The sequence below is a fragment of the Spirosoma profusum genome (assembly GCF_014699005.1).
In the GTDB taxonomy this organism is placed as follows: Bacteria; Bacteroidota; Bacteroidia; order Cytophagales; family Spirosomataceae; genus Spirosoma; species Spirosoma profusum.
The window spans coordinates 84250-109129 of record NZ_JACWZY010000025.1 but is presented as its reverse complement, the minus strand read 5'-3'; the positions used below and the strand labels follow the sequence as shown (position 1 = coordinate 109129).

19 protein-coding genes are annotated in these 24880 nt (G+C 47.7%); 11 read left to right on the top strand and 8 right to left on the bottom strand.

Annotated features, from left to right (window positions below):
• Nucleotides 1-3: 3 nt before the first annotated feature.
• From IC229_RS24740 to IC229_RS24725, 4 genes are all read right to left on the bottom strand, one after another.
• Nucleotides 4-3984, bottom strand: a complete 3981-nt coding sequence (locus IC229_RS24740; RefSeq protein WP_190889962.1) for an FtsW/RodA/SpoVE family cell cycle protein — start codon at nucleotides 3982-3984, stop codon at nucleotides 4-6.
• A 217-nt stretch (nucleotides 3985-4201) separates the two neighbouring features.
• A complete protein-coding gene (locus IC229_RS24735; protein ID WP_190889960.1) occupies nucleotides 4202-5497 on the bottom strand; it encodes a serine/threonine-protein kinase in 1296 nt (431 codons plus the stop codon).
• Nucleotides 5498-5504: 7 nt separating this feature from the next.
• Entirely contained in the window at nucleotides 5505-7058 is a 1554-nt protein-coding gene (locus IC229_RS24730; RefSeq protein ID WP_190889958.1) for a serine/threonine protein kinase, read from the bottom strand.
• Nucleotides 7058-8506 (bottom strand): PP2C family protein-serine/threonine phosphatase, encoded by a 1449-nt coding sequence (locus IC229_RS24725; protein WP_190889956.1) that lies wholly within the window; start codon nucleotides 8504-8506, stop codon nucleotides 7058-7060. The genes IC229_RS24730 and IC229_RS24725 overlap by 1 nt, the downstream gene beginning before the upstream one ends.
• Between IC229_RS24725 and IC229_RS35800 the strand changes: the two genes are divergently transcribed.
• The gene (locus tag IC229_RS35800) at nucleotides 8497-8622 is read left to right on the top strand and encodes a hypothetical protein (protein WP_262893408.1); all 126 of its coding nucleotides are present in this window, start codon (nucleotides 8497-8499) and stop codon (nucleotides 8620-8622) included. The two genes, IC229_RS24725 and IC229_RS35800, sit on opposite strands and share 10 nt — an antisense overlap.
• Before the next feature lie 67 nt (nucleotides 8623-8689).
• Here IC229_RS35800 and IC229_RS24720 read toward each other — a convergent pair whose 3' ends face one another.
• The gene (locus IC229_RS24720) at nucleotides 8690-9691 is read right to left on the bottom strand and encodes an FHA domain-containing protein (RefSeq protein ID WP_190889954.1); all 1002 of its coding nucleotides are present in this window, start codon (nucleotides 9689-9691) and stop codon (nucleotides 8690-8692) included.
• Nucleotides 9692-9958: 267 nt separating this feature from the next.
• Here IC229_RS24720 and IC229_RS24715 point away from each other — a divergent pair, with 267 nt between their 5' ends.
• From IC229_RS24715 to IC229_RS24690, 6 genes are all read left to right on the top strand, one after another.
• Nucleotides 9959-12475, top strand: coding sequence for a phosphocholine-specific phospholipase C (locus IC229_RS24715; RefSeq protein ID WP_190889952.1), 2517 nt, complete (start codon nucleotides 9959-9961; stop codon nucleotides 12473-12475).
• 238 nt (nucleotides 12476-12713) lie between these two features.
• Nucleotides 12714-13664 carry a methylenetetrahydrofolate reductase gene (locus tag IC229_RS24710; protein ID WP_190889944.1) on the top strand — a complete coding sequence of 317 codons (951 nt, stop codon included), beginning with the start codon at nucleotides 12714-12716 and terminating at the stop codon, nucleotides 13662-13664.
• A gap of 388 nt (nucleotides 13665-14052) precedes the next feature.
• Nucleotides 14053-14466: a hypothetical protein gene (locus IC229_RS24705; RefSeq protein WP_190889943.1), complete on the top strand. Its 414-nt coding sequence runs from the start codon at nucleotides 14053-14055 to the stop codon at nucleotides 14464-14466.
• Nucleotides 14467-14527: 61 nt separating this feature from the next.
• Nucleotides 14528-15205 (top strand): hypothetical protein, encoded by a 678-nt coding sequence (locus IC229_RS24700; RefSeq protein WP_190889941.1) that lies wholly within the window; start codon nucleotides 14528-14530, stop codon nucleotides 15203-15205.
• Nucleotides 15206-15377: 172 nt separating this feature from the next.
• Nucleotides 15378-16190 (top strand): sensor histidine kinase, encoded by an 813-nt coding sequence (locus IC229_RS24695; protein WP_190889939.1) that lies wholly within the window; start codon nucleotides 15378-15380, stop codon nucleotides 16188-16190.
• Nucleotides 16191-16245: 55 nt separating this feature from the next.
• A complete protein-coding gene (locus tag IC229_RS24690; protein ID WP_190889937.1) occupies nucleotides 16246-16905 on the top strand; it encodes a response regulator transcription factor in 660 nt (219 codons plus the stop codon).
• A 19-nt stretch (nucleotides 16906-16924) separates the two neighbouring features.
• Here the strand turns inward: IC229_RS24690 and IC229_RS24685 are convergent, their stop codons facing one another.
• Nucleotides 16925-17713 (bottom strand): SDR family oxidoreductase, encoded by a 789-nt coding sequence (locus IC229_RS24685; RefSeq protein ID WP_190889935.1) that lies wholly within the window; start codon nucleotides 17711-17713, stop codon nucleotides 16925-16927.
• Nucleotides 17714-17957: 244 nt separating this feature from the next.
• Here IC229_RS24685 and IC229_RS24680 point away from each other — a divergent pair, with 244 nt between their 5' ends.
• From IC229_RS24680 to IC229_RS24665, 4 genes are all read left to right on the top strand, one after another.
• A complete protein-coding gene (locus IC229_RS24680; protein ID WP_190889934.1) occupies nucleotides 17958-18539 on the top strand; it encodes a LemA family protein in 582 nt (193 codons plus the stop codon).
• 96 nt (nucleotides 18540-18635) lie between these two features.
• The gene (locus IC229_RS24675) at nucleotides 18636-19070 is read left to right on the top strand and encodes a TPM domain-containing protein (protein ID WP_190889932.1); all 435 of its coding nucleotides are present in this window, start codon (nucleotides 18636-18638) and stop codon (nucleotides 19068-19070) included.
• A complete protein-coding gene (locus IC229_RS24670; protein ID WP_394355984.1) occupies nucleotides 19060-19893 on the top strand; it encodes a TPM domain-containing protein in 834 nt (277 codons plus the stop codon). The genes IC229_RS24675 and IC229_RS24670 overlap by 11 nt, the downstream gene beginning before the upstream one ends.
• Before the next feature lie 114 nt (nucleotides 19894-20007).
• Nucleotides 20008-22350: a carbohydrate binding family 9 domain-containing protein gene (locus IC229_RS24665; RefSeq protein ID WP_190889928.1), complete on the top strand. Its 2343-nt coding sequence runs from the start codon at nucleotides 20008-20010 to the stop codon at nucleotides 22348-22350.
• 25 nt (nucleotides 22351-22375) lie between these two features.
• Here the strand turns inward: IC229_RS24665 and lpcA are convergent, their stop codons facing one another.
• Together lpcA and IC229_RS24655 are read right to left on the bottom strand one after the other, a co-directional pair.
• Complete coding sequence (gene lpcA, locus IC229_RS24660; protein ID WP_190889927.1) at nucleotides 22376-22948, bottom strand: D-sedoheptulose 7-phosphate isomerase; 573 nt, start codon at nucleotides 22946-22948, stop codon at nucleotides 22376-22378.
• A 78-nt stretch (nucleotides 22949-23026) separates the two neighbouring features.
• Complete coding sequence (locus tag IC229_RS24655) at nucleotides 23027-24817, bottom strand: hypothetical protein (RefSeq protein ID WP_190889925.1); 1791 nt, start codon at nucleotides 24815-24817, stop codon at nucleotides 23027-23029.
• Between the last annotated feature and the right edge of the window lie 63 nt (nucleotides 24818-24880).

Below are 24880 nucleotides of genomic sequence, written 5' to 3'. Positions count from 1 at the left end.
CTGTTAAAAGCTTCCCAAATAACTACGTTGTTTCAAAATGGGAGCCACTACGTTATTCGCTACGTTGACCGCATCGGCGGAGGATTCGCCTAACTCGATACGTACGGAAACAACCGTATGCGACCGACCATCGGGTGTAGGGGCGAAAAATACGTACCAGCCATCATTCCGCTGAACACCCTGCACGATACGTTCGGGCGTACCGGTTTTACCCGCCACCCGTGCGACACTAATCTTACTACGTCCCTCTGATGGATTCGATTGTTCAATCATGAATTCTTCTAGCTGCTCTGCATAATCTGGCCGACGTGCTACGTGCTTTCCGGCACTGATCGCCTGTGGTTTTCCTGCCTTATCCAGAACGTAGCGCGATGGTTGCAAAATGCCCTGATTCGCAATGGCTCCTGCCATCCGGGCTATTGATGCAGGAGTTGCAGTCAATTGCCCTTGCCCCCAGGCCAGACCTGAAAGCTCACTCCGGTATCGTCTTGGATATTGGGTGCTCTGATACAATTTCCGACGTACTACAAAGGATGAGTCGCGCCAGTGCTGCCGAATCTGAACACGTTCGTCATCGGTATGCGTATCCGAAAAGGAGTAGCCGCCAATTAAATCGACGTTCATACCCGTGGCCAAATAGAGATCGGCCAGTTCAGTATCCAACGTGTTATCATTAGCCGTTCGAATAAAATAGACATTGCTCGACCGAACAATCGCTTTCCGCATATCGACCGTTTCTCCACAGGGTTCCGATTCCCGCGTGCTACGTCGGATAATTTCCTGACACGAAATTGGATAACGAACCGCCGACGCCGACGAACCCAATTTATTAAACGCAGCCATCGCCGTCAGGATTTTAGCCGTTGAACCGGGAGCCGTTGCGTACGTCATACCCAGATCGCGTTCAGTCACCAGATACGGTAGTTTCAGCCGGTCCCGATCTGACAACAGCATGACTTCGGGCGTTTTAAGATTCGGTAATGGGTGAACCGCCGACGCCACTACATCACCCGAACTTGCATCCAGCACTACCACCGAAAGCCGTTTATTGTTGTATTCAGATTGAGCCAAAGCCTTCTGCAACGCGACCTGCAATTCAGCGTTGATACTCAGATGAATGTCACGGTTTTTGGCTTTACGTTCGGCAACTTCTCGGCTATCTATTCCGGCCTGTAAGGCTGGAGCCAACTCACTATAATCATAAGCGGTAAGTGTACGCGTTTGCTGAACTGTAGGGCTGAAGCGGTCGGCCTGGTAGTCGGTAGCAATGAGAGTCGTTTTTCTCGGGCGACTGTTGAAGCCGCGCAATTCGCTGAAATGGGTTGCCTCGGCATAATACCCATTGCTTTGACCCCAGAACAGTTGCGTATTCAAATCGCCGGTCCAGAAAAACAGATGTTCGCCAAACGGGTAGTACCGTTGCAATCGTTTTTGCGTGAGCGTTTGAAGTTGCTCCGATTTCAGGCCACTTTCCCGAAGTCGCGTCGACTGCTGACTAATCTGTTCGGGAGAGCTTGTTGCCAGTACCAGACCGTTTCGGTCATAAACAGTTCCTGCCGCCAGCACACGGGTCAGCCGCTCGATTCGCGGATTGTAGCTGTATACAGGGTCACCGTTGCGGGTCACTACACGAGCAGGGCGCACAATGTACTCACTACCCCGCCAGCCGATAATTGGTAACAGGCGACCGATCAGAACTAATACGCCAATCAGAAACCCGGCAATGCCCGTCATCAATACTACGTCATAATGCTTCTCCAGGTATTGGCGTTGCTCAACCTGCCCCGGCCGATGCGTTACGCTAAACACGACGCCCATTGCCATTAAATTGATAATCAATGAAATTTTGCCATAACTCAGAAACGGTACGCTAATTCCTGTCAGAGGTAATAACCCAATGGAGCCGCCAGCAATAATCAGAAATTGAACGCCCGTTGCGATCGCGATACCGGCCACCAGGAAGAAGCTAAAGGGCTGGCCTGCTCGTCGGGCATGCAATAAAATCCGGTGTAATAGGATTCCCATCAGCAGAAAAACGGCCACTACACCCAAGCCACCTAATTCTTCCCCTACGCTAGGCAGAATCATATCGGTATGGGCGGCCGGCATGGCACTCGCGAATCCTTTTCCTAATCCCTGTCCCGTCCAGCCACCGGATGATAATGCCCAGAAACTGTGCGCCAGATGATCGCCCCCGTACACATCGTTATTCCAGGGGTTGAGCCACATAGCTTTCCGGTCGGCCAGGCGACTTCCTACAAACGGCAGTTGATCACCAAAAGCGAACATTGCCATTACCAGAAGAAGTAAAACAGGAGCTTCGGTGAGCAAAGCGACCCAGCCTAATTTTGTCCGCGAACGCGCTTCGCCTTGCCAATACATATACCCGATTAGCATTACTAAACTGAGCAACGTAGCGACCCAACCGGTTAGTAACCAGAGTGATACGCCATAACCAAAGCCCGTTACCAACGTCAGTGGCAGGTTTCCGCGAGCGATGCTATAAAACAGCAGGAACGTGAAACAGACGACTAAGGCAGGGCCCATATCGCCCAGCAGGAGGTAAAGCAGCATGAGTAGTCCAGCACCAGCCAATGCCCCCAAACTTACCTGAAACCGCCATCGCAGATCGGGCAGTTGTCGAATCTGTTGTTCATTGGCGGCAAAGAAACCCGCAAAGAAGATCAGCAGCAGGTATTTAGTGATCTCACTGGGTTGAAATGTCAGTCCTAATATCGACAGGTTTACCCGCACACCACTTCCTTCCGGCCCCGAACCGATGAGCAAAGTTAACGTAGCAAGAACAACCGCAAGCACCAACCACGTCCAGCCCGACAAACGTACAGAATTTCGATTTCGGAACGTAAAAAGCCAGTCGTAGCGCCAATCTGCGTAAAAACGCCCAATGTTTAGCTGCGATAAAATCGTCATGCCAGCCAGACCAATTGCAACGCCCTGCAAGGTTTGCCAGGCGTAAAGTATATCCTGCAACGGGTCCTGAATGGCTAAAAGCGTCAGCACCGATATACCCGTCAATAACATCAGAATGGGCAATAATAGCGGATCGGGCTGAAAGCGTCGGATATCCCAAAAACCCTGCACAAGCCAGAAAACCAGCATATACAGCACCACAATGGTCCAGAATTGTGCCGTAAACGCAGTTGGCGTGCGAACAATAAAGGCATGGTCTTTCTTGAGTTGCCCATAAACCGTTGAGCCAATCAGGCGCAGTTGATGCCGACGAGCGGTGAAAGTATACGACTGATCGCTAGTCAAGTGGTTTGTACCCCGTCGGCTCCCAAATTCAAAACCGGGCTTAAGCGGAACAACGCTATATCCCGAACCTTCCGACAAACCAGTAAATGAAAATTTTCCATCAGTATCCGTTCGGGCGTACGTAAACCGATCAGGTAACGTATCGGGTTGGGCGGTGGCAGGATGGCGCTTTAGTTGAACCAATACGTTCACCATCGGTTTTTCGTCGCGCGTAACCCGGCCCGATATTGACTCCGTTCCACTTCCTGCGTTAACGGTACCGGGATATGGTTTAGGGTTATTTAGTTCGCGAATGTAAAGCACCGAGTCGAAGCCCATTTGCTGGCGGGATACCTGCAACCGGCTCTGAAAGTCGACACCACCAATCCGACTGCGCCAGGCCACAGGAGCCTGCACTGAAAACAGCCGTTTGTTTAAAGTTCCCAGATTATCAGGCGAGCCATTTTGCCGAAGCTTGGCAGCCAACGTATCAGCAATCAAGTCTCCGTCTTTCGGGTCGCTATAGTAATTACCCGTGTTGAGAAGTCGCTGGATTGACGCTGATTTCAACCCTGAGTCGAGTGTTAATGCCTGCCCGCTGGCCAGTGCTTCTTTAGCCTGGTTCAACGCGGGAGACAGGTTCATATACAACCGCCCAAAGAGAAGTAGCAAAAGAACCGTTGAGCCAAGCAAATACAAACGCCCGGAAGGGGCAGAAGAAACATTCATGTTGTGGTGTTGCAGTAAATTACAGGCCCGTTAGTTAACGTGAATTATGGCTAAGTAAACGTATTGCTGGCGCACAGGGCTTCGACAGGCTCAGCCTGACAGGCTACTTAAATTTCTTGGATCGAGCTGGCCTGTCAGGCTAAGCCTGTCGAAGCCCTGTGCGCCAGCAATGCAGTCAAAATCAAGTTATTAATCTTGGGAATTTCCACAGTTCACGTTAGTTAGACGACTTTGTTGAATCAACGACCGCTTTCGATGAATCGGAGACGGATGACGTTGATGCAGGCGGTTCGGGAACTGACTCCGGAATACTTTCCGTTGCAGTCGAATCCGTTGGATTCTCGATTAGATAGCCTGATGAGGCCTCTGTCGTATCTTCTGCCATCGTATCGGTATAAGCTGAATCAGGCACTGTCAACGTTGAATCAGCTACAATTTGGGCCTTCTTGTGATTGGCTTTATCCTGATAATTCTTGTACAGAATAGCCAGTCCAATCAATAACGTAACGATAAAAAAAGCCAGTCCAATCGCCCATCCGTTCGAACGGCGCTCGGGCTCATAATCAGGTATAGGTACGGCTGGCGTTACCGGTTGACGCATCTGTACAGGAGCCGCCATCGTACGCGAAGAAGTACGTACCTGACGTTCCGCAGGTCGGTTTGTCTGCAACTGTTCGAGATTGGCTTGCCGCAACAGAAATATAAGTTCGTTGGCATCACGAAGTCGTTCAGATGGATTTTTGACTAATGTCGATTCCAGAATTTCATCCAGACTTGGAGGAACGTATTGACCTGAAGGCAGCAACAACGCTGGGGGTTGTGTTCGCAGAACATGCCCCATGAACGTAGCGATCCCGGCACTATCACTCATCGAAAACGGCACCCTGCCCGACAGGCATTCATACAAAACCACACCCAGCGAGTAGTAATCTGTAGCCTCATCAACGCCCCGTGGATTATCGAACTGCTCCGGCGACGCGTATTCGTAAGTCATTAAGGACTGGCCCGTCATCGTTTGTGATTGCTCACGTAGACGAGCCACACCAAAATCCGTCAGGAGAAAATGAAGTTCGCCACTGGGCAACGGTCGGAAGAGAATGTTTTCGGGTTTGATATCGCGGTGAATAATGTCGCGAGTATGAATCGCCTTAAAAGCTTCGGCCATTTGTAACCCCAGTCGAATCGTGTTTGATACGTCCAGATAGCCCTGTTCGCCGAGAAGCGTACGCAAGTTGCCGCCCTCCACCCATTCCATTACGATGAACGGCATCGGCATGTCCAGCTGCACTTCCCGCACACGTACTACGTTCGGATGCTGAATATCGGTCATCAGCTGCGATTCGAGACGAAATCGGCGCAACGTATCAGCATCCGTATTGACGGTGAAGTGTTTAATCGCGACTAAATCGCCCGTTGCCAGATGACGCGCCTTCAAAACACGCGCGTTGCTACGTCCTAATTCGCCAATAATTTCGTAACCCGGAAAATGCGTATTGACACTTACAGTTGGCATGAGTCAATTAATTTAGCGAGTCTGATGAAGCAGTTGTCATCAGTGAATCCAGAGGTTGGGCAAACCGATGTTCGACAATTTTGTAGGTAACTTTAGTCCCCCGATCACTATTGGGCGCGTTCTCGATTAGCGACGAATTGGGGCCGATGTTGCTGAAATACACCTTTTCAGATTTATACAGCCCTCCACCATCTTTATAATAGTTCACTTTAACAGCAACCGACGAAAAGGTAATCTGGCTCGGGTTGCTCAATTGAAGTTGCACATTTTTGATCCCGCCGAATAAGCCTACCCGATAATCATTCACCTTAACAGTCAGCCTCTTAACCGCAGCCAGAGCTTCCTGTCTGAGCTGTTCCTGTCGTACGGCCTCCACTTCTTCCTGTTGACGACGTATCGTTTCTTCGTTAGAATTGACTCTCCCAGACGTATCAGTGCTAGGGATTGACGTATCGGCAATTGTTGTACGTGTATTGGTTTTTGGCTTGAGAACAACGTAGTACAGGCCGACGCTTCCTAACAAAATAGCCAAAGCAAGTGCAGCCCATTTTAGTCCACCTGACATTGGCTGACGAGGGGTAGGTCTTGGCACTGGCTTCTCTTCCGGTAACGTAACAGATGCTACGTTAACCGCATTTTGGCTAGGTTCACTAATAATCGGGGGCTTTGTTGGCTCGGGCGTTGACGGTCGTGTAGAGCTGGTGCGGTTGGCTTGAAAATAAGCTAGTTCGGCCTGTTTAATCAACCAGGTTAACTCATCAGGATCGCTCAGTCGATCAGCGGCTTTCTTTTGCAACAACCCCCGAAGTAAATCTGTAAACGGGCTAAGAGTCTGGTCGTTCCTGGAAATCGTCAGGGCGGGTGGAGCTTCCGTCAACACTTTATTCATGAAAGTCACAATGCCTGTATGGTCATCCAGCGCAAACGGTACACTTCCATGCAGGCATTCATACAAGACCACACCTAAGGAGTAATAATCCGTTGCGACACTAACATTACGTGGATCGTTAAACTGCTCCGGCGACGCGTATTCATAGGTCATCAGCGACTGCCCCGTCATCGTATTCGATTGCTCGTGCAACCGGGCCACGCCAAAATCGGTAAGCAGAAAATGCAGCTCGCCACTGGGCAGAGGGCGATACAAAATATTCTCGGGTTTAATATCACGGTGAACGATGCCCTGTGGATGAATCGCCTTAAACGCACTAGCCATTTGCAACCCTAACCGACTGACTGTTGGTACATCCAACGCACCCTGGCTGTCGATGAGTTGCTTCAGGCTGCCCCCCTCAATGAGTTCCATGACGAGGTAAGGCAACTCAGCTTCCAGCCGAACCTCCCGCACCTTTACGATATTAGGATGGGCAATGCTGGTCATAATAGCCGATTCCCGCTCAAACCGACGTAGCGTTTCGGCGTCAGTATTGAGCGCAAAATGCTTAATCGCCACCAGATCGCCCGTTGCCAGATGACGCGCCTTCAGAATGCGTGCGTTGCTACGTCCTAATTCGCTTAGTACTTCGTAGCCCGGAAACCGCGTATCAAATCGAATCGTGGACATTAACGGCGTCTTGTTTTGGTTGAATCAGGCCCATGTTGTACCGACATCATGACAACGGCTTTACGAAACGTATCCTGCCGAACAGAAGCACTTATAGGCAAACCCACATTTTTGAAGTACACGTTTGAAAGCTGCAACTTTGCATCGTGCGTTGTTTCGATACCCGTCTTAAACCCACTGATCACCATATTTTCCAGGTTCACAGTTCCTGAACGGTTGATACGTAGTGCTACGTATGTCTGCGTTGAGTCGGCGGGCAGCAAGACTGTCAGCCGGTTATCGCCCGTGATACGTTGCAAGGAATCAGTTACCAGCAAAGTTTTGGTAAGTCGAAACGTATCGGCAGGCAAAACCAGACGATGGTCTTTACTACGATAAGCGATTTGTAGCAGTGAATCAAACCTCACTCCTGTTTCCGCTACCGCCGATGCTACGTTCGGCTGAGTGGTGATCGTTCTCACACTATCCGCTGACGTATCAGATTGGCCTGATGGCTGATATTGATACCATACAATTGCGGCAATCAGTCCGATGGTCAACAATCCAAACAGAGCCAGTAATCCAGTTGAGCGTTTCTTAGCTGGCTTTGGTTCGGCAGACGATTCCTCTTGCGAAATAGGAGGAACAATAGCAGGTGGTAATTTCGGTGTTGGTACGTCGACAACCTTGGTTGCACTCGTCGGAGGTTTGGCCGCTAACGTATTGTTTTTAGCCAGAACGACTGTAATGTTATCCTTACCACCTTTCAGATTGGCTTTCCGAATCAATTCGATTGTCTGCTCGTCAAGCGTTCGTTTTTGATCCAGAACCGTCTTGATCTGCGCCTGCGTAATCATATCGGTCAGGCCGTCGCTGCAGAGCAGCAACGTATCGCCCGGCAGAAAATCCGTTTCCCCCGACTCCAGGAAATCAGGGTCATCTACCCGATGCTCCTCTGAGCCGACGTCCCGCAAAATTTCGTTACGTCGCGGGTGCGCCATCGCTTCGGCTTCGGTAAGTTCATTGGCATCCTCCCGCACACCAACCAGGGAATGATCGTACGTCAGTTTTTCGAGAACTCCCTGACGGTATCGGTATAAACGGGTATCACCCACATGAACGTAGTACAACTTACCCGACTGGCTATCAGCTACAGCGGTGGTCAGTACACAACACATTTGTGCCAGTTGACGCTCCTGATGTCGTTGGGTATTGATTTGGTTATTGGCAAACACAACCGCTTCGCGCAGCATCGACAACGGATTACCGTTCGGCGTGGCCATGTACTGTTCAATCGACTCCTTTGCGATAGCCGCAGCCCGGTCGCCCCCGGCATAGCCGCCCACACCGTCGATAACAGCCAGCAATGCACTCGTTTCTGCCCAAATCGTTGAGCAGACAAAGGCATCCTGATTATCGGTTCGGCGCTGGCCTACGTCGGTCTTGCCGGTAAATTCCAATGAATTCATTCAGTAGCGAATTGCAGGATTTGCAGTCAGGTCGACGTAGCAAATTGGCTCTGTCGAAAAATCCACTGCTCATCCTGGCAGAAATAGTATTGTTTATTTATCGTGGTAAATCCTGAAAATGTTTCAAGACCAGAAACACAACAAACAGGAGCAACACGAAAACAAGTAGCGCATCAATCATGCTTACGTAGTACGTTGGAAGTTTAGCGTAACCATACTATTGATCAGAATCTGGGCCTTGTCGGGTAAGGTATACCACTGTGGATTAGCAGGTTCACTACGTGGAATGAGCTGTTCATTCACGCGGGTTTCATTTCGACTGAACGATGCGAGCTGAAACATTTGGGTTGCGTCGTCATACCGAATGCGTGCGTGCGGGTTCGATACGTAGGCCGATTCAAGGAGCAGATAGTTCGGGAAATGTTGATTATCGGGCTCTTCCCGGGCTACCACAATTTCCCGGTCGCGCATCAGATACGTATCTTCTTTGTTTAACTCGGCAATATAATACGTTATTTCGGCCAGTCCGGCAGCAATGCTACGTGGTAAATCAGCTACGTTTCGGGTGGCTGATCCCGGCATTGGCGTCCGTTCGTTTTGGATGGGCGACGTATCAAATTTAAATTTTACGACAAACGCCCCCGGTTCGCGAAAGTCGATATGCTGAAATGTATTGAAGTCAACATCGACTTTTTCGTAGCGATTGGTTTGTTTGACACGGCGCGTTACGTGCAGCTTATCCGGGGATTGGCGTTGTTCATTACCGGGCAAAATTCCAGTCAGCGCACCCACTACGTAGATATCTGACGGAGAGACCGTTTCCCCACCAAACTCTCGTCCGCCACCAAATTTAAAAAACCAGCTGGAGGCAACTGGCGCTACCCGTTCATACTGGCCTTTGTGCAACTCAATAATGGCTTTAAATGCCTTTACCGCTTCATCGACAATAACCGGAAATGCGTTCTGGCGTTCTTCGTAGGTATCCGGATGCAGGATAATCAGAAAGTGCGCATTGAACAGCATACTTGATCCAACAGACTCCCGACTTATGGAATCCTCAAACGAATTCACCAATTCAGTTAAGATCCGTTTATTCGTTACCGTAGCGATAGAGGTGGTTTGGCTCTGGCTGGAGGGCACGAGTAGATTCCCTAATTTATAAAGCCAGTTGGGCTGATCTGCCATGTGTGAACGCGAATAGGTTCTTACTAAACCCATTAACGATAACGCTTACCCTTTTCTTTTGATAATCGTCAAGTTGCTTCGTTGTACCCAGTATCAATCGACACAATTTGATAATATAAGGTAGGATAGTCCTATTTGTATATTGCCAAGGCACGTATTGTTTTATTTAAAAAGGTCCAGTTTAAGACTAACTTTTATTGGTAGTTTTTTTAATCTCGTGGTTTTATACAGTTGAGAGCGACTAATTCAGTATAAGCATCCCTCACTATGGATTCAAGAAGAGAATTTCTTAAAAAGGCTGCATTATTATCTGGCAGTATTGGGTTGGCGGAATTTTTACCTGAATCGATACAAAAGGCGATGGCCATCAATCCGGCGGCCAATTCCACCTATCTGGACGCGGAACACGTAGTGATTCTGATGCAGGAAAACCGCTCCTTTGACCATACCTACGGAAAACTGCAAGGGGTTCGCGGATTCAACGATCCGAGGGCGATCTCACTGCCAAACAAAAATAAAGTCTGGTTGCAGACGGATAATAAAGGCGATACGTATGCGCCGTTTCACTTGAATATCAAGGGTACAAAGGCTACCTGGATGCACGATCTGCCGCACTCACGCGAGTCACAGGTCGACGCCTACAACGGCGGGAAATATGACAAGTGGCTCACCTCGAAGCGATCAGGCCATAAGGAATATTCGGACATGCCGCTGACGCTGGGCCATTACGACCGGCAGGATATTCCGTTCTATTATGCGCTTGCCGATGCGTTTACAGTTTGCGATCAGAATTTCTGTTCGTCGATGACGCCAACCCATCCCAACCGTTATTATTTATGGTCGGGCACGATCCGGGAACAGCCCACGATGGATTCGCTGGCGGTGGTACGTAACAGCTATTTTTCGTATAATAAGCCAGTTAAGTGGAAAACCTTTCCTGAACGATTGGAGGAAGCGGGTATTTCCTGGGGGTTTTACCAGAATGAGGTGAGTGCGGTGATGCAGTTCAATACGCCCGTAGGTTCGTGGCTGGGAAATTTTGGCTGTAATCCGCTGGAAAGACATGCGCAGTACAACGTCAAATTCTCAAAACAATACCTTCATTTCATTCAGCGTGAAATTGAGAAGTTGAAACAACAACTGCCTGAATCCGAAAAGCAACTGGCAGCGGCTACGGGCGACGAAAAGGATAAGCTTGCCAAATTGCACGAAGGGAAGCGGGCGATGCTTGGGAAATACGAGGCCGAACTTGTTCAATACAGTGCCGAGAATTTCCAAAAGCTGTCGGCCACCGAGCAGGGAATTCATAGCCGGGCGTTTAAGACCAACGTAAATGATCCTGATTACCTCACGCTCAGTAGCATTTCTTATGAGAATGGCGCTGAACAGCAAAAGGTTAACGTACCGAAAAGCGATATTTTCTACCAATTTCGCAAGGACGTTCAGGAAGGAAAGTTGCCAACCGTTTCTTACCTGACGGCCCCTCAAAACTTTTCAGATCACCCGTCCGCGCCCTGGTACGGTGCCTGGTTTGTATCCGAGATTCTGGATATTCTGACGAAAGATCCGGAGGTCTGGAAAAAGACAATTTTTATCCTGTGCTATGACGAAAACGATGGGTATTATGACCACATTCCACCGTTTTCCATTCCCAATCCCTTAAAGGAAAACACGGGTAAGGTATCTGCTGGCATCGATATTAAAGCCGAGTACGTAACACTTGAACAGGATTTATCGCAGGTTCCGAAAGCTAATGCGCGGGAGGGCGCGATTGGTCTTGGTTTCCGGGTACCGCTGGTCATTGCTTCTCCGTGGTCGCGGGGTGGGAAAGTGAATTCTCAGGTTTTTGACCATACGTCCATCATTCAGTTTTTAGAAGAATTTACGAGTCACAAAGCAAAGAAGGCGATCAAAGAAACCAACATTACCGAATGGCGGAGGACGATTTGCGGGAATATCAGTACGGTTTTTCAGCCTTATGATCCGACTGCTTACAAAAAACCGAAACCAGTAAACCGGGACGAGATTGTGACGACTATTCACAAGGCACAATTCAAAGAAGTTCCTGCCAATTTTAAAGCACTTAGTCCCGAAGACGTTTCAGTGATCAATAAAAATCCGGCTACGTCTCCAAATTTACCCAAACAGGAGCCGGGAACCCGCCCATCCTGCGCGATTCCGTATGAGTTATACGTTGACGGAGAATTGGCGGCAGATCGGCGAACGTTCAAAATCAGCCTGAATGCCGCCAACAAGGTTTTTGGCAAAAAAGCAGTTGGTTCACCATTCCTGATCTATGCCATGAATCCCTATCAGAACGACCCCTTAAAAGTCTGGAATTACGCGGTGCGGGCCGGAGACAAATTGGACGACACCTGGAATCTAGCCGATTTTGAAGGTGGTAAATACCACCTCCGCGTTTACGGACCAAATGGATTTTTCAGGGAGTTCGCCGGTGATGGGAAGGATTTAAACGTTCATTCGATTTGTTCCTACGTAGTAGATAAAGCGGGTAAACCTACTGGCGATCTGCAAGTTGAGATTCACAATCGGGAAAGCGCTGCTCAGACAGTACATTTAATAGACAACGCTTACCAACGAAAACCAATCGAAATTAACGTAGCAGCAAACGGATCGGTACGTACCACGATTCCGCTCTTCCAAAGCCATGGATGGTATGACTTCAACGTAACGATTGGGAAAACGGCAGCAGTAAAACGGTTTGCTGGCCACGTAGAAACCGGTAGAGAAAGTACCACAGATCCATACATGGGAAGATTGTAAACGCATCCTCATTCTGAACGATTTCGTTACGTATATTATCAGTTGTAAGTGAACAAACGGGACCATTCAGGCACACCTTTGAAAAGTAAAGAAAGGGCTGCCTGTGCTTTTCAATTTCTGAAAAATATAGCTGCTACGAAATACTGTCGTCATATTTGCTGCTGGATTTATTGATAATTGATCTTTCATCGTCTTATCCATCTATTTTGATTTGACAGCGTACAGTTTAAGTACCAATATGTTTCTAGAAAAAATCAAATCTGCAGAATCAGGTGTGTTGCTTTACGGCATCACGCCACCCAAAGCCGGCACCCCCACAGAACGAGTTGCCGAGATTGCTCAAAAAACAATGGAACGACTGGCTTCCCTGGATATTGATGCACTTGTGGTCTACGATGTACAGGATGAGTCGGCTCGCACAAAAGATGAACGGCCTTTTCCGTTTTTAACGGCGTTGGATCCGCTTGATTTTGCCTCCAACTATCTGGGTTCTTTAAACATTCCGAAAATAATCTATCGCCCTGCTGGCAAATTTTCCAGCCAGGAATTATCCGATTGGCTGGAAGAACTACACAAACAAAATTTCTATCCCGTCTTTGTCGGCATACCGACACCCGATTTTCCAGTAAAAACCAGTCTTTCGGAAGCTTATAAAATCTGGAGTAAGCACCAGAGTACATCCGTTATCGGTGCTGTAACCATTCCTGAACGGCATAACGTATTAAAGGATGAGGATGTCAGGATGCTGGATAAGATGAGTTGCGGGGTATCTTACTTTATTTCACAATGCATTTTCAATCTTGATTATGCAAAGCAGATTATAGAAGATCTGGCTATCAGTTGTAATAAGCAGCGTATAAAACCGCCGACAATCATTTTCACCATTACCGCCTGCGGATCGGCAAAAACCCTCCATTTTATGGAGTGGTTGGGCATCCACGTACCGGATGAGTTGAAAGAGGAGCTGAAAAAATCGGATGATATTCTTGAAAAATCAGTAAATATCTGCCTCGACATTGCCTCGGCGCTGACCACATACTGCACAGAACGATCTATCCCCTTCGGTTTCAATATTGAAAGCGTCGCCATTCGCAAAGCAGAAATTGAAGCGTCTATTTACATGGCAAATGAGATAGGAAAGATGCTGACGAATAAAGGCGTAAGGAAAGCTTCAAAAGTAAATATTTAGAGAGGCACAGAAATTCAAAATGCTGATAATCATTACGTTATCAGCATTTTCTTAACCTAACCTATGAGAAATGTTCTTGCCACTGGTGATTCAACAGGATTGACCATTGGCGACGTAACAAAGGTACAACGTCGATAAGCTTCGGAAAAAGAGCAAAATCCCCGTTTTTACAGGCCGGAATTATACGGGCAAAAGTCCGTAATTTACTACGTAAAACTACGTATTGAAAAGTATATTATTCGATATAATATTCTGATTATTAATTAATTAGTACAATCCCTTGTTTTCTCTCAAGTTTGCGTCAATTCTGTAGTTGTCGTAGGTTAGTGGTGCTTTCTGCTTCTATTGGACACTACTACGTTTATTAATACCTATCATTTTAACAATCATGAACCTAAAGAACCCGGTTTTTAATGAAGGTGCTGGCGAATTTATCAGTGTACGGAAGGCGCAGGCCCTGAAAGACACGTATTACAACGCCAAACTAGCAAGCGGACAGAGACATGATGAATTAACCCGCTCAGAATTTTTTGGTCTCGACAATATAAAACAGCTACTGAATCAGAAGGGCTGCGTTGGATTACGTATCCATTACGCCAGTCGCTGGGAAGATGAAAACGGCCGCGAAGTACCGCCAACAGAAGGGAAACTCAAGCCCCGCATTTTAATTACGGGAGTCGATTCGAGAGGTAGAGACCTACCGGCCAATGCTGCTTCGGGTGGCCTGAAAGATGATGCTAATGGTAACGAAACAATGGTACTGGCAGAAGGGATGCCCTGTCCACAACATTGCGCCGAATAAATAGCACTAAATTCTTTGTTATACTACAGAACGTCTACTATGTTCCTTACGTATCTAACTAATGTTTGACCGGCTATTACTATTATGCGAGAAATATCCATTAGATTTTATCACATATTTTTGTAGTAGCTTACCAATATTTTCTGGTTTTATTCGCTATAAATATCTTTCTTCTTTAGCAAAATTGATTATTATATTTTTCCTGTTTTTTGCTATTAAAGAAACGATATCTATTTCTTATTCTCTTTTTGATAAAAATAACTTATACCTGGAAAATATTGAGTCTATATCTTATATTTTGATATTACTAGCAATTAGCTGGTTATCAACTGACAACGTGGCCTGGAAACGTATAACAGTAATTTTAGCAACTGTCTGCTTAACGGCAAGTCTGTTTACTTATCAGAGTGATTCTATTTCACCGATAGGGCCTTCCGCGTTCCGTTTATTTGCCATATTTATCTGCCTTTCTTACTTCAACAAAATCCTAACTGATATCAGTATAAAAAATATTTTACTTCATACCATGTTCTGGTTTATTTCCGGCTTATTGTTTTATACAGCAGGAACATTTTTTATTATGCTTTTCAACGGATACTGGTATAAAGATATTAAACTAGTTCCTGCCGAAACGTTTGATAAATACTGGAATAGTAGCCAGCTATTATTCATCGCTTTTTGTGTATTATCTGCATATGGACTCTGGTTAAGTAAGTACGATAAAGAAAATCTGACCTAATCCGTATCTATTCGCCTGACCAACTAAATGCCGTTAAACACCCCTGTATTACGTCCAATTTATAGCGTTATGTTACTCTTTTTGACCGTTTGCTCAATCGTAGAGTAAATCGTTGACATTCAGTGCATGATTTGACAATTTTACTATACATACTGATTTGTAAACTACATTAATGTCGGTTGATACTGGTTTTATAATTGCCGTTGGAACGGCCGTGTTACTGATGATGGCCGTGTTCATCATCGTATTCGTGGCCTATTACCAGCAAAAACAGACCAAACAGCAACTGGCTTTTACGGAATTACAAGCCAAGCACCGGCGTGATTTGATGGAAGCCACCCTCCGGGGACAGGAAGAAGAGCGACGACGGCTCGCCGAAGATCTTCATGATGGTATTGGCACGATGCTGTCGGTAACGAAAATGACGCTGAACCAGTTGGAGCGGCAGGTGGGTGGAGAAGTGAAGGTTGGATACGAATTCCAGAAAACGCGCTCCATGATCGACGAAACCATGACCAACGTTCGCCGAATCAGTCGAAATCTGGTTCCTACTACGTTGGAGCGATTCGGTCTGCTGCCCGCCCTTGAAGAATTGGCCGAAAAAGCTACGGATACCGATACAGAGGTTCAACTGGATTGTCCTGAATTTTTGCCGCAACTCACGCCCGCACTCGATTTAATGCTGTACCGGATTGCCCAGGAATTGCTCAACAATGCCATTCGGCACGCCCGCGCCCGGCACATCATTATTCAACTGTTCAATCTCGGAAGTGAGATTCGCATGTCGGTTATTGATGATGGTATAGGCTTCGATTTCGACGCTATCATGGAAAATCGGCAGAGAGGTTTGGGGCTACGTAATATCGAAAGTCGCCTGAGTGTTGTGGATGGTCACGCTACGTTCGACGTAGTGCCGGGTCGTGGATCACGAATCCACATACAGGTTAAGCAGTTTGATGCCCAGCCTGTTGAATTATTACGTTAATTTGTTCTTTATCTGACTGTTCTGGCAAGCCATGAAGCCTAATCCTATCATCTCCATGCGAAAAATCAAACTGGCTCTGTGCGATGACCATAATCTGTTCCGCTTAGGGATGGCTACTATTCTCGGCCAAATCCCTGATTTTGAACTGGTTCTGGAAGCTGGCAATGGTCAGGAGCTACTCGACCGAATCGCCCGGAAAACACCCGACGTAGTACTGCTCGATCTGCAAATGCCTGTCATGGACGGCACTACCACCGCCGACCATCTTCGCGACAATTATCCCCTGATTAAAATTGTAGTGTTAACCATGCACGATGAAGATCGCATGGTACTGCATTTGCTGGAGAAAGGCGTGAGCGGTTATTTACTGAAAGATGCCGAAGCGGGCGAAGTCGAAAAGGCGATTCGAAAAGTAATGGACGAAGGCGTTTATCTGAATGAATTCGTCTCGAAGGCTATGCTTCGAAAAATGACGAATAAACCGAACGTAGCAAAACCCGCCGGTAGCTTCTATAATAGCAAAATTTTGCTCTCAGAACGCGAGAAAGAAGTTTTGACGCTCATTTGCGAAGGTTTATCTACGGTTGAAATCAGCGAAAAAATCTTCCTGAGTCCCCGCACCGTCGAAGGCCACCGGCTCCGCATCCTCGAAAAAACCGGCACCAAAAACACCGCCGGCATGGTGGCATATGCGTTTAAGAACAATCTGGTTTAAGTTACAACCCTACAACTTCCTACAAACTTCCCGTTTTCCCACCATCCACGGGCAAGTTGATGCCGTTGACGGAAGCGGCAGCAGGTGTACACAAAAATGCCACAGCAGCAGCCACTTCTTCAGACGTAGCAAATCGACCAATCGGAATTTCACGTTCCATTTGTTGCGCCATCTCCTCTTCTGACCTGCCCGCCGATTTGGCACGCATAGACAGAACTGCATCTAAACGAGCCGTTTGTGTGTAGCCAGGCAATACGTTGTTGACCGTGATTCCCCAATGCGCAATCTCTAATGAGAGTGTCTTGGCCCACTGAGCCACTGCACCGCGAATGGTATTCGATACGCCCAATCCAGCAATAGGCTGTTTGATGGAAGTCGAAATAACATTGACGATACGTCCGTAACCCGCTTTTCTCATAGATGGAACAACGGCTTGTACCAAAATCTGGTTATTGAGCAGGTGATTGTGAAACGCCTGAACAAATTCTTCCGGTTTTGCGTCGAACAAAGGGCCGCCAGCCGGGCCGCCGGTATTGTTTACCAGAATATGCACGGCGGGAAATTTCTGTAAATGTTGTGTAATCGCTTCAGCAACAGCGCCCGCCTGACCAAAATCAGCAACAACGTAACAATGTTGCTGGCCTTTCAACGTATCGAGTTCAATAAGCGTTTGCTGAAGACTTTGCTCGTTACGTGCCATCAGCACTACGTTCGCGCCCAACAAAGCCAGCTCAACAGCCGACGCCCGACCGATTCCCTGCGTGCTTCCACACACGATAGCCGTTTTTCCGGTTAAATCTAGATTCATAGTTGTAGTTGGCCTGTCTGTGTCAGCCTGAAGCAATCAAACGTAGTGGTTTGGCTTAAACACAAACGCCGATTAAATAGTATTACATGAGCGCGATTCATTCCAAGAAGTATCAATAATTGCCAGTCATCAAAGCAAAGCTGTAGCAAAAATGAGAAAAAAGCCGCTAGCGTAGTTTTATGATAGCAAATTATCGAGTTTTGTCAACTTTGAATCCAGTAATAACCTTTTGCATTCACAAATCATGTCAAAATCGTTAATTATCGTAGTCGTTATCGCCCTTATCCTGGGCATGTACGGTTGTAGTTCCTATAATGGTCTGGTTCAGAACGATACCAACGTTCAGGAAAAATGGGCACAAGTACAAACCCAATACCAACGCCGGTCAGACCTAATTCCGAATCTGGTACGTACAGTACAAGGAGCCGCTAATTTTGAGAAAAGCACGTTAACCGCTGTGATTCAGGCGCGGGCCAATGCCACTAGCATCAACCTGAACGCCGACCAGTTGACACCCGAAAATATCCAGAAATTTCAGGCCGCTCAGGATCAGCTAAGTGGTTCACTCTCGAAACTACTGGCTGTTGCCGAGAGTTACCCACAACTCAAAGCCACGCAGAATTTCTCGGAACTACAGGCGCAGTTGGAAGGTACTGAAAACCGAATTTCAGTGTCCCGGAATGATTTCAACGGAGCCGTGAAAGTGTATAACCAATCGGTACGATCATTTCCGAACAACATTTTCGCCGGCATTTTTGGCTTCCCGGTCAAAGGCTTCTTTGAGGCATCACAGGCCGCGCAAAGTGCGCCAACAGTACAATTTTAAGTTGTAAGGTTAATGGTTATTGAGTTGTAGAGTTCTCGCTGAAGAAGCACTCTACAACTCAATAACCATATAACTCTATAACCTTACAACTTACCGATGGAAAATCCCTTCTCCTCCGACGCACAGCAACGTATCATCAATGCTATCCGGCAGGCCGAAAAAGCAACGTCGGGCGAAATCCGGGTGCATGTTGAACCACACTGTGTCAATCCAGACCCGGTGCAGCGGGCTATTGACGTATTCGCCCAACTCGGTATGCATCAGACTAAAGATCAGAACGGTGTTCTGTTTTATCTGGCACATGTAGACCGAAAATTTGCCGTCGTCGGCGATAAGGGGATCGATGCGAAAGTACCCGCTGATTTCTGGGAAAGCACGAAAGAATTGCTACGTCGTCATTTTGCTGCTGGTGATTACGCAGAAGGACTAAGTCAGGGCATCGAGCGGGCCGGAGAACAATTAAAGCATTATTTTCCGTACGCCAGCGATGATACCAATGAACTGTCTGACGACATTTCGTTTGAACGATAAAGCCGTGAAAATACCTCAGTTAATCAACTTACTACGTATTGGTTTATTCCTGTTTCTGGCGGTGATCCCACTGTCTTTACAGGCGCAGGAAACGGCGGACGATGTTATTCCCCAAAAACCAAATCCGCCTAGACTGGTCAACGATTATGTGGGTATGCTGAGCCAGAGCGAACAAACGCAACTGGAACGGAAATTACGCACCTACAATGATTCGACATCTACCCAGATTGTTATTGCTATCGTTAAAACAATCGAACCTTATCCGATTGGCGATTTCGCTTTTCAACTTGGTCGAAAGTGGGGTGTTGGGCAGCAGGGCAAAAACAACGGACTGGTGCTGGTTTGGGCGCCAAATACCCGAAAAATCTACATTGCGCCTGGCTACGGTCTGGAAGGCGCTATTCCTGATGCCATCGCTAAACGTATCATCAGCAATACGTTGGCCCCTGCGTTTAAACAGGAAAAATACTATCAGGGCTTAGACGAAGCTACTACCGAAATCATTCAACGCGCCCGTGGCGAATACCAGAGTGAACCCGATACGGGAGGTAGCGAAGAGGGCATTGGTGCATTCGTTATTTTCCTGATTATCTTCATCATTATCATCTTTATCATTTCCCGACGAAATCGTGGTGGTGGTGGCCGCAACAACCGCAATCGTGGCGGAGGTTGGGGGCCGATTTTCTTTCCAACATCGACCTTCTCAGGCTGGGGTAATTCGAGCGGAGGAGGCTGGAGTAGTGGCGGAGGAGACAGTGGGGGCGGCTTCAGCGGATTTGGGGGCGGTAGTTTCGGGGGCGGAGGTGCTGGCGGAGATTATTAATCATTACGTTACGTTCCCGACGGCTTACCAGTAAACGTCTTTTCGGGCCGTTTAACAAAAATTCGGCTTCAAAGCCGGGTTGAATAGCTATTTTGGCGGTTAAATCCACCATCCATGTTGCCCCATAGTATTCGTTTCGGCTGGTTATTCGTCTGCTTTCCACTTTATTTACTGGCTCAAACGAACCCGGCTGTCCCTAATTCGGCCCAGTCTGATAGCGTCGTAATTCGGCGTGATACGTCCAATTTGCCGCTAAAAAATCAACAGACAGGTGCACAGGCTGTTATTTTCGCTCCTCCAACGATACGTAAGCAGGTTCAGGCTTACGCTACGTCTACGAAACTTAAAATAGATGGTCGTTTAGACGAGGTCGACTGGCAGCAGGCAATTCCCATTAGCGGGTTTACGCAAGTCGATCCACAGCAGGGTCGACCTGCTACGTTCGGCACCCAAGTCCGGGTACTATATAACCGAAATTTTCTCTACGTAGCGGCCATTAACCACGATTCGCTTGGACGGCGGTCGCTACGTTCTCCTAATTTCAAACGGGATTTTAATTTTAGAGCACACGATCAGTTTGGCGTAGTTATCGATGGATTTAACGACCGTCGAAACGGAATGACGTTCGCCACAAACCCATACAGCACGCAACGTGATCTGCTTTCGTTCGATGATTTGCTGTACGACGAAGATTGGGATGGCCTTTGGAAAGTACGTACCAGCCGCACTGATTCGGGTTGGGTAGCAGAAATGCAGATTCCGTGGCAAACGCTACGTTACGCCCGTACCGCTGATTCGAGTCAGGTATGGGGCATCAATTTTTTTCGGAATCGTCGCTACTCCAATGAGCTGTCGGCCTGGTCGCCTTTTCCCAGGGCCTTTACAGCGAGCCGCGTTGAATATGCCGGGCAGATTTCTGGTTTAAAACCTCCCCCACCCTCGCCAAATATTCGGATTCAGCCCTACGTATTGCTCAGCGATGACCGTTACAGTGGTTCAGAATCCACCAGAACGCCAAGCACGAAACTAAAATTTGGGGGTGACCTAAAATGGGCTATCAACCCCAATACCGTTCTAGACCTTACGTTCAACACCGATTTTGCACAGGCTGACGTTGACCGACAGGTCAATAATCTGACGCGGCTTTCCGTACTTTTTCCCGAACGACGCGCTTTTTTTCTGGAAAATGCCAGTTTATTCAGTGCTGGTCTGTCCGGTAATCTTGGGACGGGAGAAGGTGGTAGCATGGTTATTCAGCCGTTTTTTAGCCGAACCATCGGTCTGGCAACGTTGCCCGACGGTACCAGCGCTCCTGTGCCCATTGATGCCGGGGCTCGGTTCGTTTATCGGTCGCTAAACCGGAATTACGGCGGTATGGTCATCCGGCAACGGGAGCTTTCCGACAGCCCCACTACGGATTTTATTGTGGGGCGCTACGTAGAAAATGTTGGCAAACAGAACCGGATTGGGGCTTTGTTTACGATGAAAAATGTACACCAGACGGCCACCAGCGCTGGCTATCGAAATGGTACGTTTGCTATCGATGGGTTTTTCCGGCTGAATCAGGCTACTTCCTATAACGCCATGCTGATCGGCTCACTTAACTCAGGTGGTCTGGAACAAGGTCTAGCGGGTTACAGCAAATTCCTGTACAAAAGCAATCAGTTGGTGGCGTGGCTTACGAACTCTTTAGTAACCAGGCAATTTAATGCCGAAATGGGCTTTGTGTCACGTAGCGACGTAGTGGCCACTACGCCGGGAGCGTATTTGGTTTACCGGGCAGGTTGGTTGCCCAAATGGATACGTAATTTCGAGCCGGGCGCTTTCGCTGAATTTTATCACAAAGCTTCAACCGGTTATTTGCAGGAAGCGCAATACAGTTTCAACCCAATCTGGCTGGCGTTTCAAAACGGCGGTTATCTTGGCCTATTTTCCAATATTTATTTCCAACGTCTGGACGACGAAGATTATCGCCCGCTCGGGTTAAAGATTGCTTCTGGCAAGTATAACTATACACGCTACGTTGCCATGTTCAGTACCGATCCGTCGAAAAAAGTCTCTTTTCAGACAAACCTGGAAACTGGCCCCTACTACGACGGTTATTTGAATTATGGTAGGGGTTCGCTCATACTGGCTCCTCTACCCCATGCCTCATTTACCCTCACAGGCGAAACCAATGGTTTTCGGAACGTAGGTGGTTATACGGGAAATATCGCTTTGTACAGTGTAGAAAGCCGCATGGCTGTCAATCCCCGCTTACAACTCATTACTTTTTTCCAACGTAACACGTATACCGACAGGAACGTATGGAACATTCGGCTTTCGTGGGAGTTTCAGCCGCTCTCGTTTCTTTACGTTGTTTACAACAACGGTTCGTATCCCGGCAGTTTACGAGCCATTGACCGCCAGCAGGAACAACACGTTATTGGTAAGCTGTCTTACCTGAAGCAGTTCTGATTTTATCCACCGGATGGGGGTAAAATCAGATAACCTGCTTCTCAATCAGCAGGATAAACAGGTGAATCACCTTAATGTGAATTTCCTGAATACGGTCTGCGTAACCAAAGTGCGGCACCCGAATCTCTACGTCGGCTTTATCAGCCAGTTTACCGCCATCTTTACCCGTCAGCAAAACAACTTTCATGCCCTTTTCGCGAGCAGCCTCAACGGCACGTATTACGTTAGCTGAGTTACCACTCGTGCTTAAACCCAGCAATACGTCGCCTTCGTTACCCAAACCTTCGATGAATCGCGAAAACACAAATTCATATCCATAATCGTTGCCTACACACGACAAATGACTAACGTCTGAAATGGCGATTGCAGCCAGCGAACGGCGATTGTCGCGGTAACGACCGGAAAGCTCTTCGGCAAAATGCATGGCGTCGCAGTGGGAACCACCATTACCACAGGAAATAATTTTTTTGCCTTCTTTGAGCGCATCGGCCATCAACGTAGCGGCCTGTTCAATGGCCCGCAGATGATCTTCGTTACGTAGAAAATTATCCAGAACCGACTGGGCCTCAGTCAATTCGTTACGTATGATATCAAGCATTAATGGAGTTCTAAAGTTATTGGGCTGTAAAGTTATAAAGTTGTGCCAATACCGAACTTTACAACCTTAATCCTACTCTTAAAAGACCAGGTTCCGGTAGGGTAAATTCCAACGTAGCGCGAAACTCAGTACGTGGTCGGTGTAGTTATCCTGAATGTTCTGGCTGCTCTGGAATCGATACAGATAACGGCCTTCCAGGAATATGTTGTGCCGGAGCATGTACGACGCCCGCAAATCAGCCGTCGTTACAATAGTTTTACGTCCCTGACCAATAAAGTTGCCTTCATTCCGAATACGGCTATTGTAATCTTGCAGAATATTACCACCGTAGTTGCGATCTGGAGCGGTGTCAGCGCCGTACATCATGAGACCGAAAATGCCGTTTGCCGAGAGTTTTTTCTGCTGATAACGTACTATGCCCAGCCCTTCGATGAAATTGGCTCCCAGCGGATGAGCCAGCGGCTGGCTGTAGTGCGCGTAGTTGGTTTGCCCGGCGCTAACCGTTGCCGACCGTTCGTGCGAATACGTATAAGGCCGCGCCAGATTCATTTCTAGTTGCAAATCGAGGTTTGGTACGTTAAACGCATCGATGTATTTACCACCGAGCTGGAACGCGAATTTGTTAGTCCAGTCTCCTTTGCCATCCAGCAGTTGCCGAAGTCGGAATTCATCGAGCATAAACTGCGTGTAGACCAGAAACTGCGACAGGAAATTGGCCTTGAAATCAATGCCGACAAAGGCATTATCGGCGCTTCCCTGACTCGACTCGACGTAACGATACAGAATAATTGGGTTTAGATAGCTCAAATCAACCCGGTCGCGACTAAAGACTTCTGCCTCAAACACCCCCAAATTCATGTGATCGTTCAAATTGATACTCAGGTGGTGCATAGCCGTAAATTTCGGCGGAATAAGCTTGTCTGCCTTGTCAGTGGGCTGAGCTTGGGTATTCTGCAACTGAGAATACAGGTTCGTATACTGAATTCGCTTGCCCAGGCGCGTCGTAAATTTCATGAACAGCGCTGGTGGACTGTTATCCGATAAAAGTAGCGAGCGAAAGCCGTTTCCAAAGAAATTACGGTCGTGCCCAAATTGTACGTTTATGATTTTGAGCGCATCGAACGTAATGTAGCCACGTGCTGATAGGTAATCGACACCATTGGTACGAAATTTTTTAATGAAACTCTCGCCGGGAGCCGCCCCTTCTGCGCCATTGAAACGGCTGCTGTAAATGTCACCATAGCGCTGCACGTATTCAGGATATGACGCCTGAGTATCCGTAAAAAATGTATAGAATCCGAGTTTGCCGCTAATGGTACCCCGAACCTCCAGCCCCCGGGTATTGGTAAAAAGGAATCTACGCTCGCTGGATGGCGTGGCATTTGGGTTTAAATACGCTTCGGCGCCAAAACCGACATACACAACCGGGTTGACATGTAAGTCAAGGTCAGGCGTTTGAAGACTATAAGCATCCGCCTTCTTATGGTAGAAATGTTTAAGAACAGGCTGGGGGCTGTCGCCGGGAGAATTCTGGATAGCCAGATGCCGGGTAAATGGGTCAAGGCGGTCAATGGAATCAGTACGTGTTACCCACTCCCAACTATCGTTACGTAGGTAATCGAAATTGAAGTAATCGGTATTCGAAAATCCGCGACCAGGATGCGCCGTTAAACTATCGACCAGTTGAATCACACTTTGCCGATTATAAGGCTTTACGCTGCTGTGGAAGCTATCGGCCCACTTATTCTGGTGGATTTCGAGCCGATCAATCAGGTGATAATAATCAGCGTTGAGCGGCACAAATGGGCTTTGCGCCCGAGCAGATAACGAAAGAAAAAGTAACCAGAAAAGATAAACGTTGCTACGCATGTACATTACGTTTCTCGAACCCGCTGCGCTTCGTTCGATCACTCAATGGGCTGTATGAGCCGT

Excerpts from the sequence above, each read along its gene's own strand:
- IC229_RS24725 (WP_190889956.1), bottom strand. The coding sequence starts at position 8,506 with ATGAATTCATTGGAATTTACCGGCAAGACCGACGTAGGCCAGCGCCGA.
- IC229_RS24675 (WP_190889932.1), top strand. The coding sequence starts at position 18,636 with ATGGAAAATCCCTTCTCCTCCGACGCACAGCAACGTATCATCAATGCT.
- IC229_RS24740 (WP_190889962.1), bottom strand. The coding sequence starts at position 3,984 with ATGAATGTTTCTTCTGCCCCTTCCGGGCGTTTGTATTTGCTTGGCTCA.
- IC229_RS24685 (WP_190889935.1), bottom strand. The coding sequence starts at position 17,713 with ATGAATCTAGATTTAACCGGAAAAACGGCTATCGTGTGTGGAAGCACG.
- IC229_RS24715 (WP_190889952.1), top strand. The coding sequence starts at position 9,959 with ATGGATTCAAGAAGAGAATTTCTTAAAAAGGCTGCATTATTATCTGGC.
- IC229_RS24705 (WP_190889943.1), top strand. The coding sequence starts at position 14,053 with ATGAACCTAAAGAACCCGGTTTTTAATGAAGGTGCTGGCGAATTTATC.
- IC229_RS24700 (WP_190889941.1), top strand. The coding sequence starts at position 14,528 with ATGTTTGACCGGCTATTACTATTATGCGAGAAATATCCATTAGATTTT.
- IC229_RS24710 (WP_190889944.1), top strand. The coding sequence starts at position 12,714 with ATGTTTCTAGAAAAAATCAAATCTGCAGAATCAGGTGTGTTGCTTTAC.
- IC229_RS24720 (WP_190889954.1), bottom strand. The coding sequence starts at position 9,691 with ATGGCAGATCAGCCCAACTGGCTTTATAAATTAGGGAATCTACTCGTG.
- IC229_RS24735 (WP_190889960.1), bottom strand. The coding sequence starts at position 5,497 with ATGCCAACTGTAAGTGTCAATACGCATTTTCCGGGTTACGAAATTATT.
- IC229_RS24680 (WP_190889934.1), top strand. The coding sequence starts at position 17,958 with ATGTCAAAATCGTTAATTATCGTAGTCGTTATCGCCCTTATCCTGGGC.
- IC229_RS24665 (WP_190889928.1), top strand. The coding sequence starts at position 20,008 with ATGTTGCCCCATAGTATTCGTTTCGGCTGGTTATTCGTCTGCTTTCCA.
- IC229_RS24690 (WP_190889937.1), top strand. The coding sequence starts at position 16,246 with ATGCGAAAAATCAAACTGGCTCTGTGCGATGACCATAATCTGTTCCGC.
- IC229_RS35800 (WP_262893408.1), top strand. The coding sequence starts at position 8,497 with ATGAATTCATTCAGTAGCGAATTGCAGGATTTGCAGTCAGGTCGACGT.
- IC229_RS24655 (WP_190889925.1), bottom strand. The coding sequence starts at position 24,817 with ATGCGTAGCAACGTTTATCTTTTCTGGTTACTTTTTCTTTCGTTATCT.
- IC229_RS24695 (WP_190889939.1), top strand. The coding sequence starts at position 15,378 with ATGTCGGTTGATACTGGTTTTATAATTGCCGTTGGAACGGCCGTGTTA.
- lpcA (WP_190889927.1), bottom strand. The coding sequence starts at position 22,948 with ATGCTTGATATCATACGTAACGAATTGACTGAGGCCCAGTCGGTTCTG.
- IC229_RS24730 (WP_190889958.1), bottom strand. The coding sequence starts at position 7,058 with ATGTCCACGATTCGATTTGATACGCGGTTTCCGGGCTACGAAGTACTA.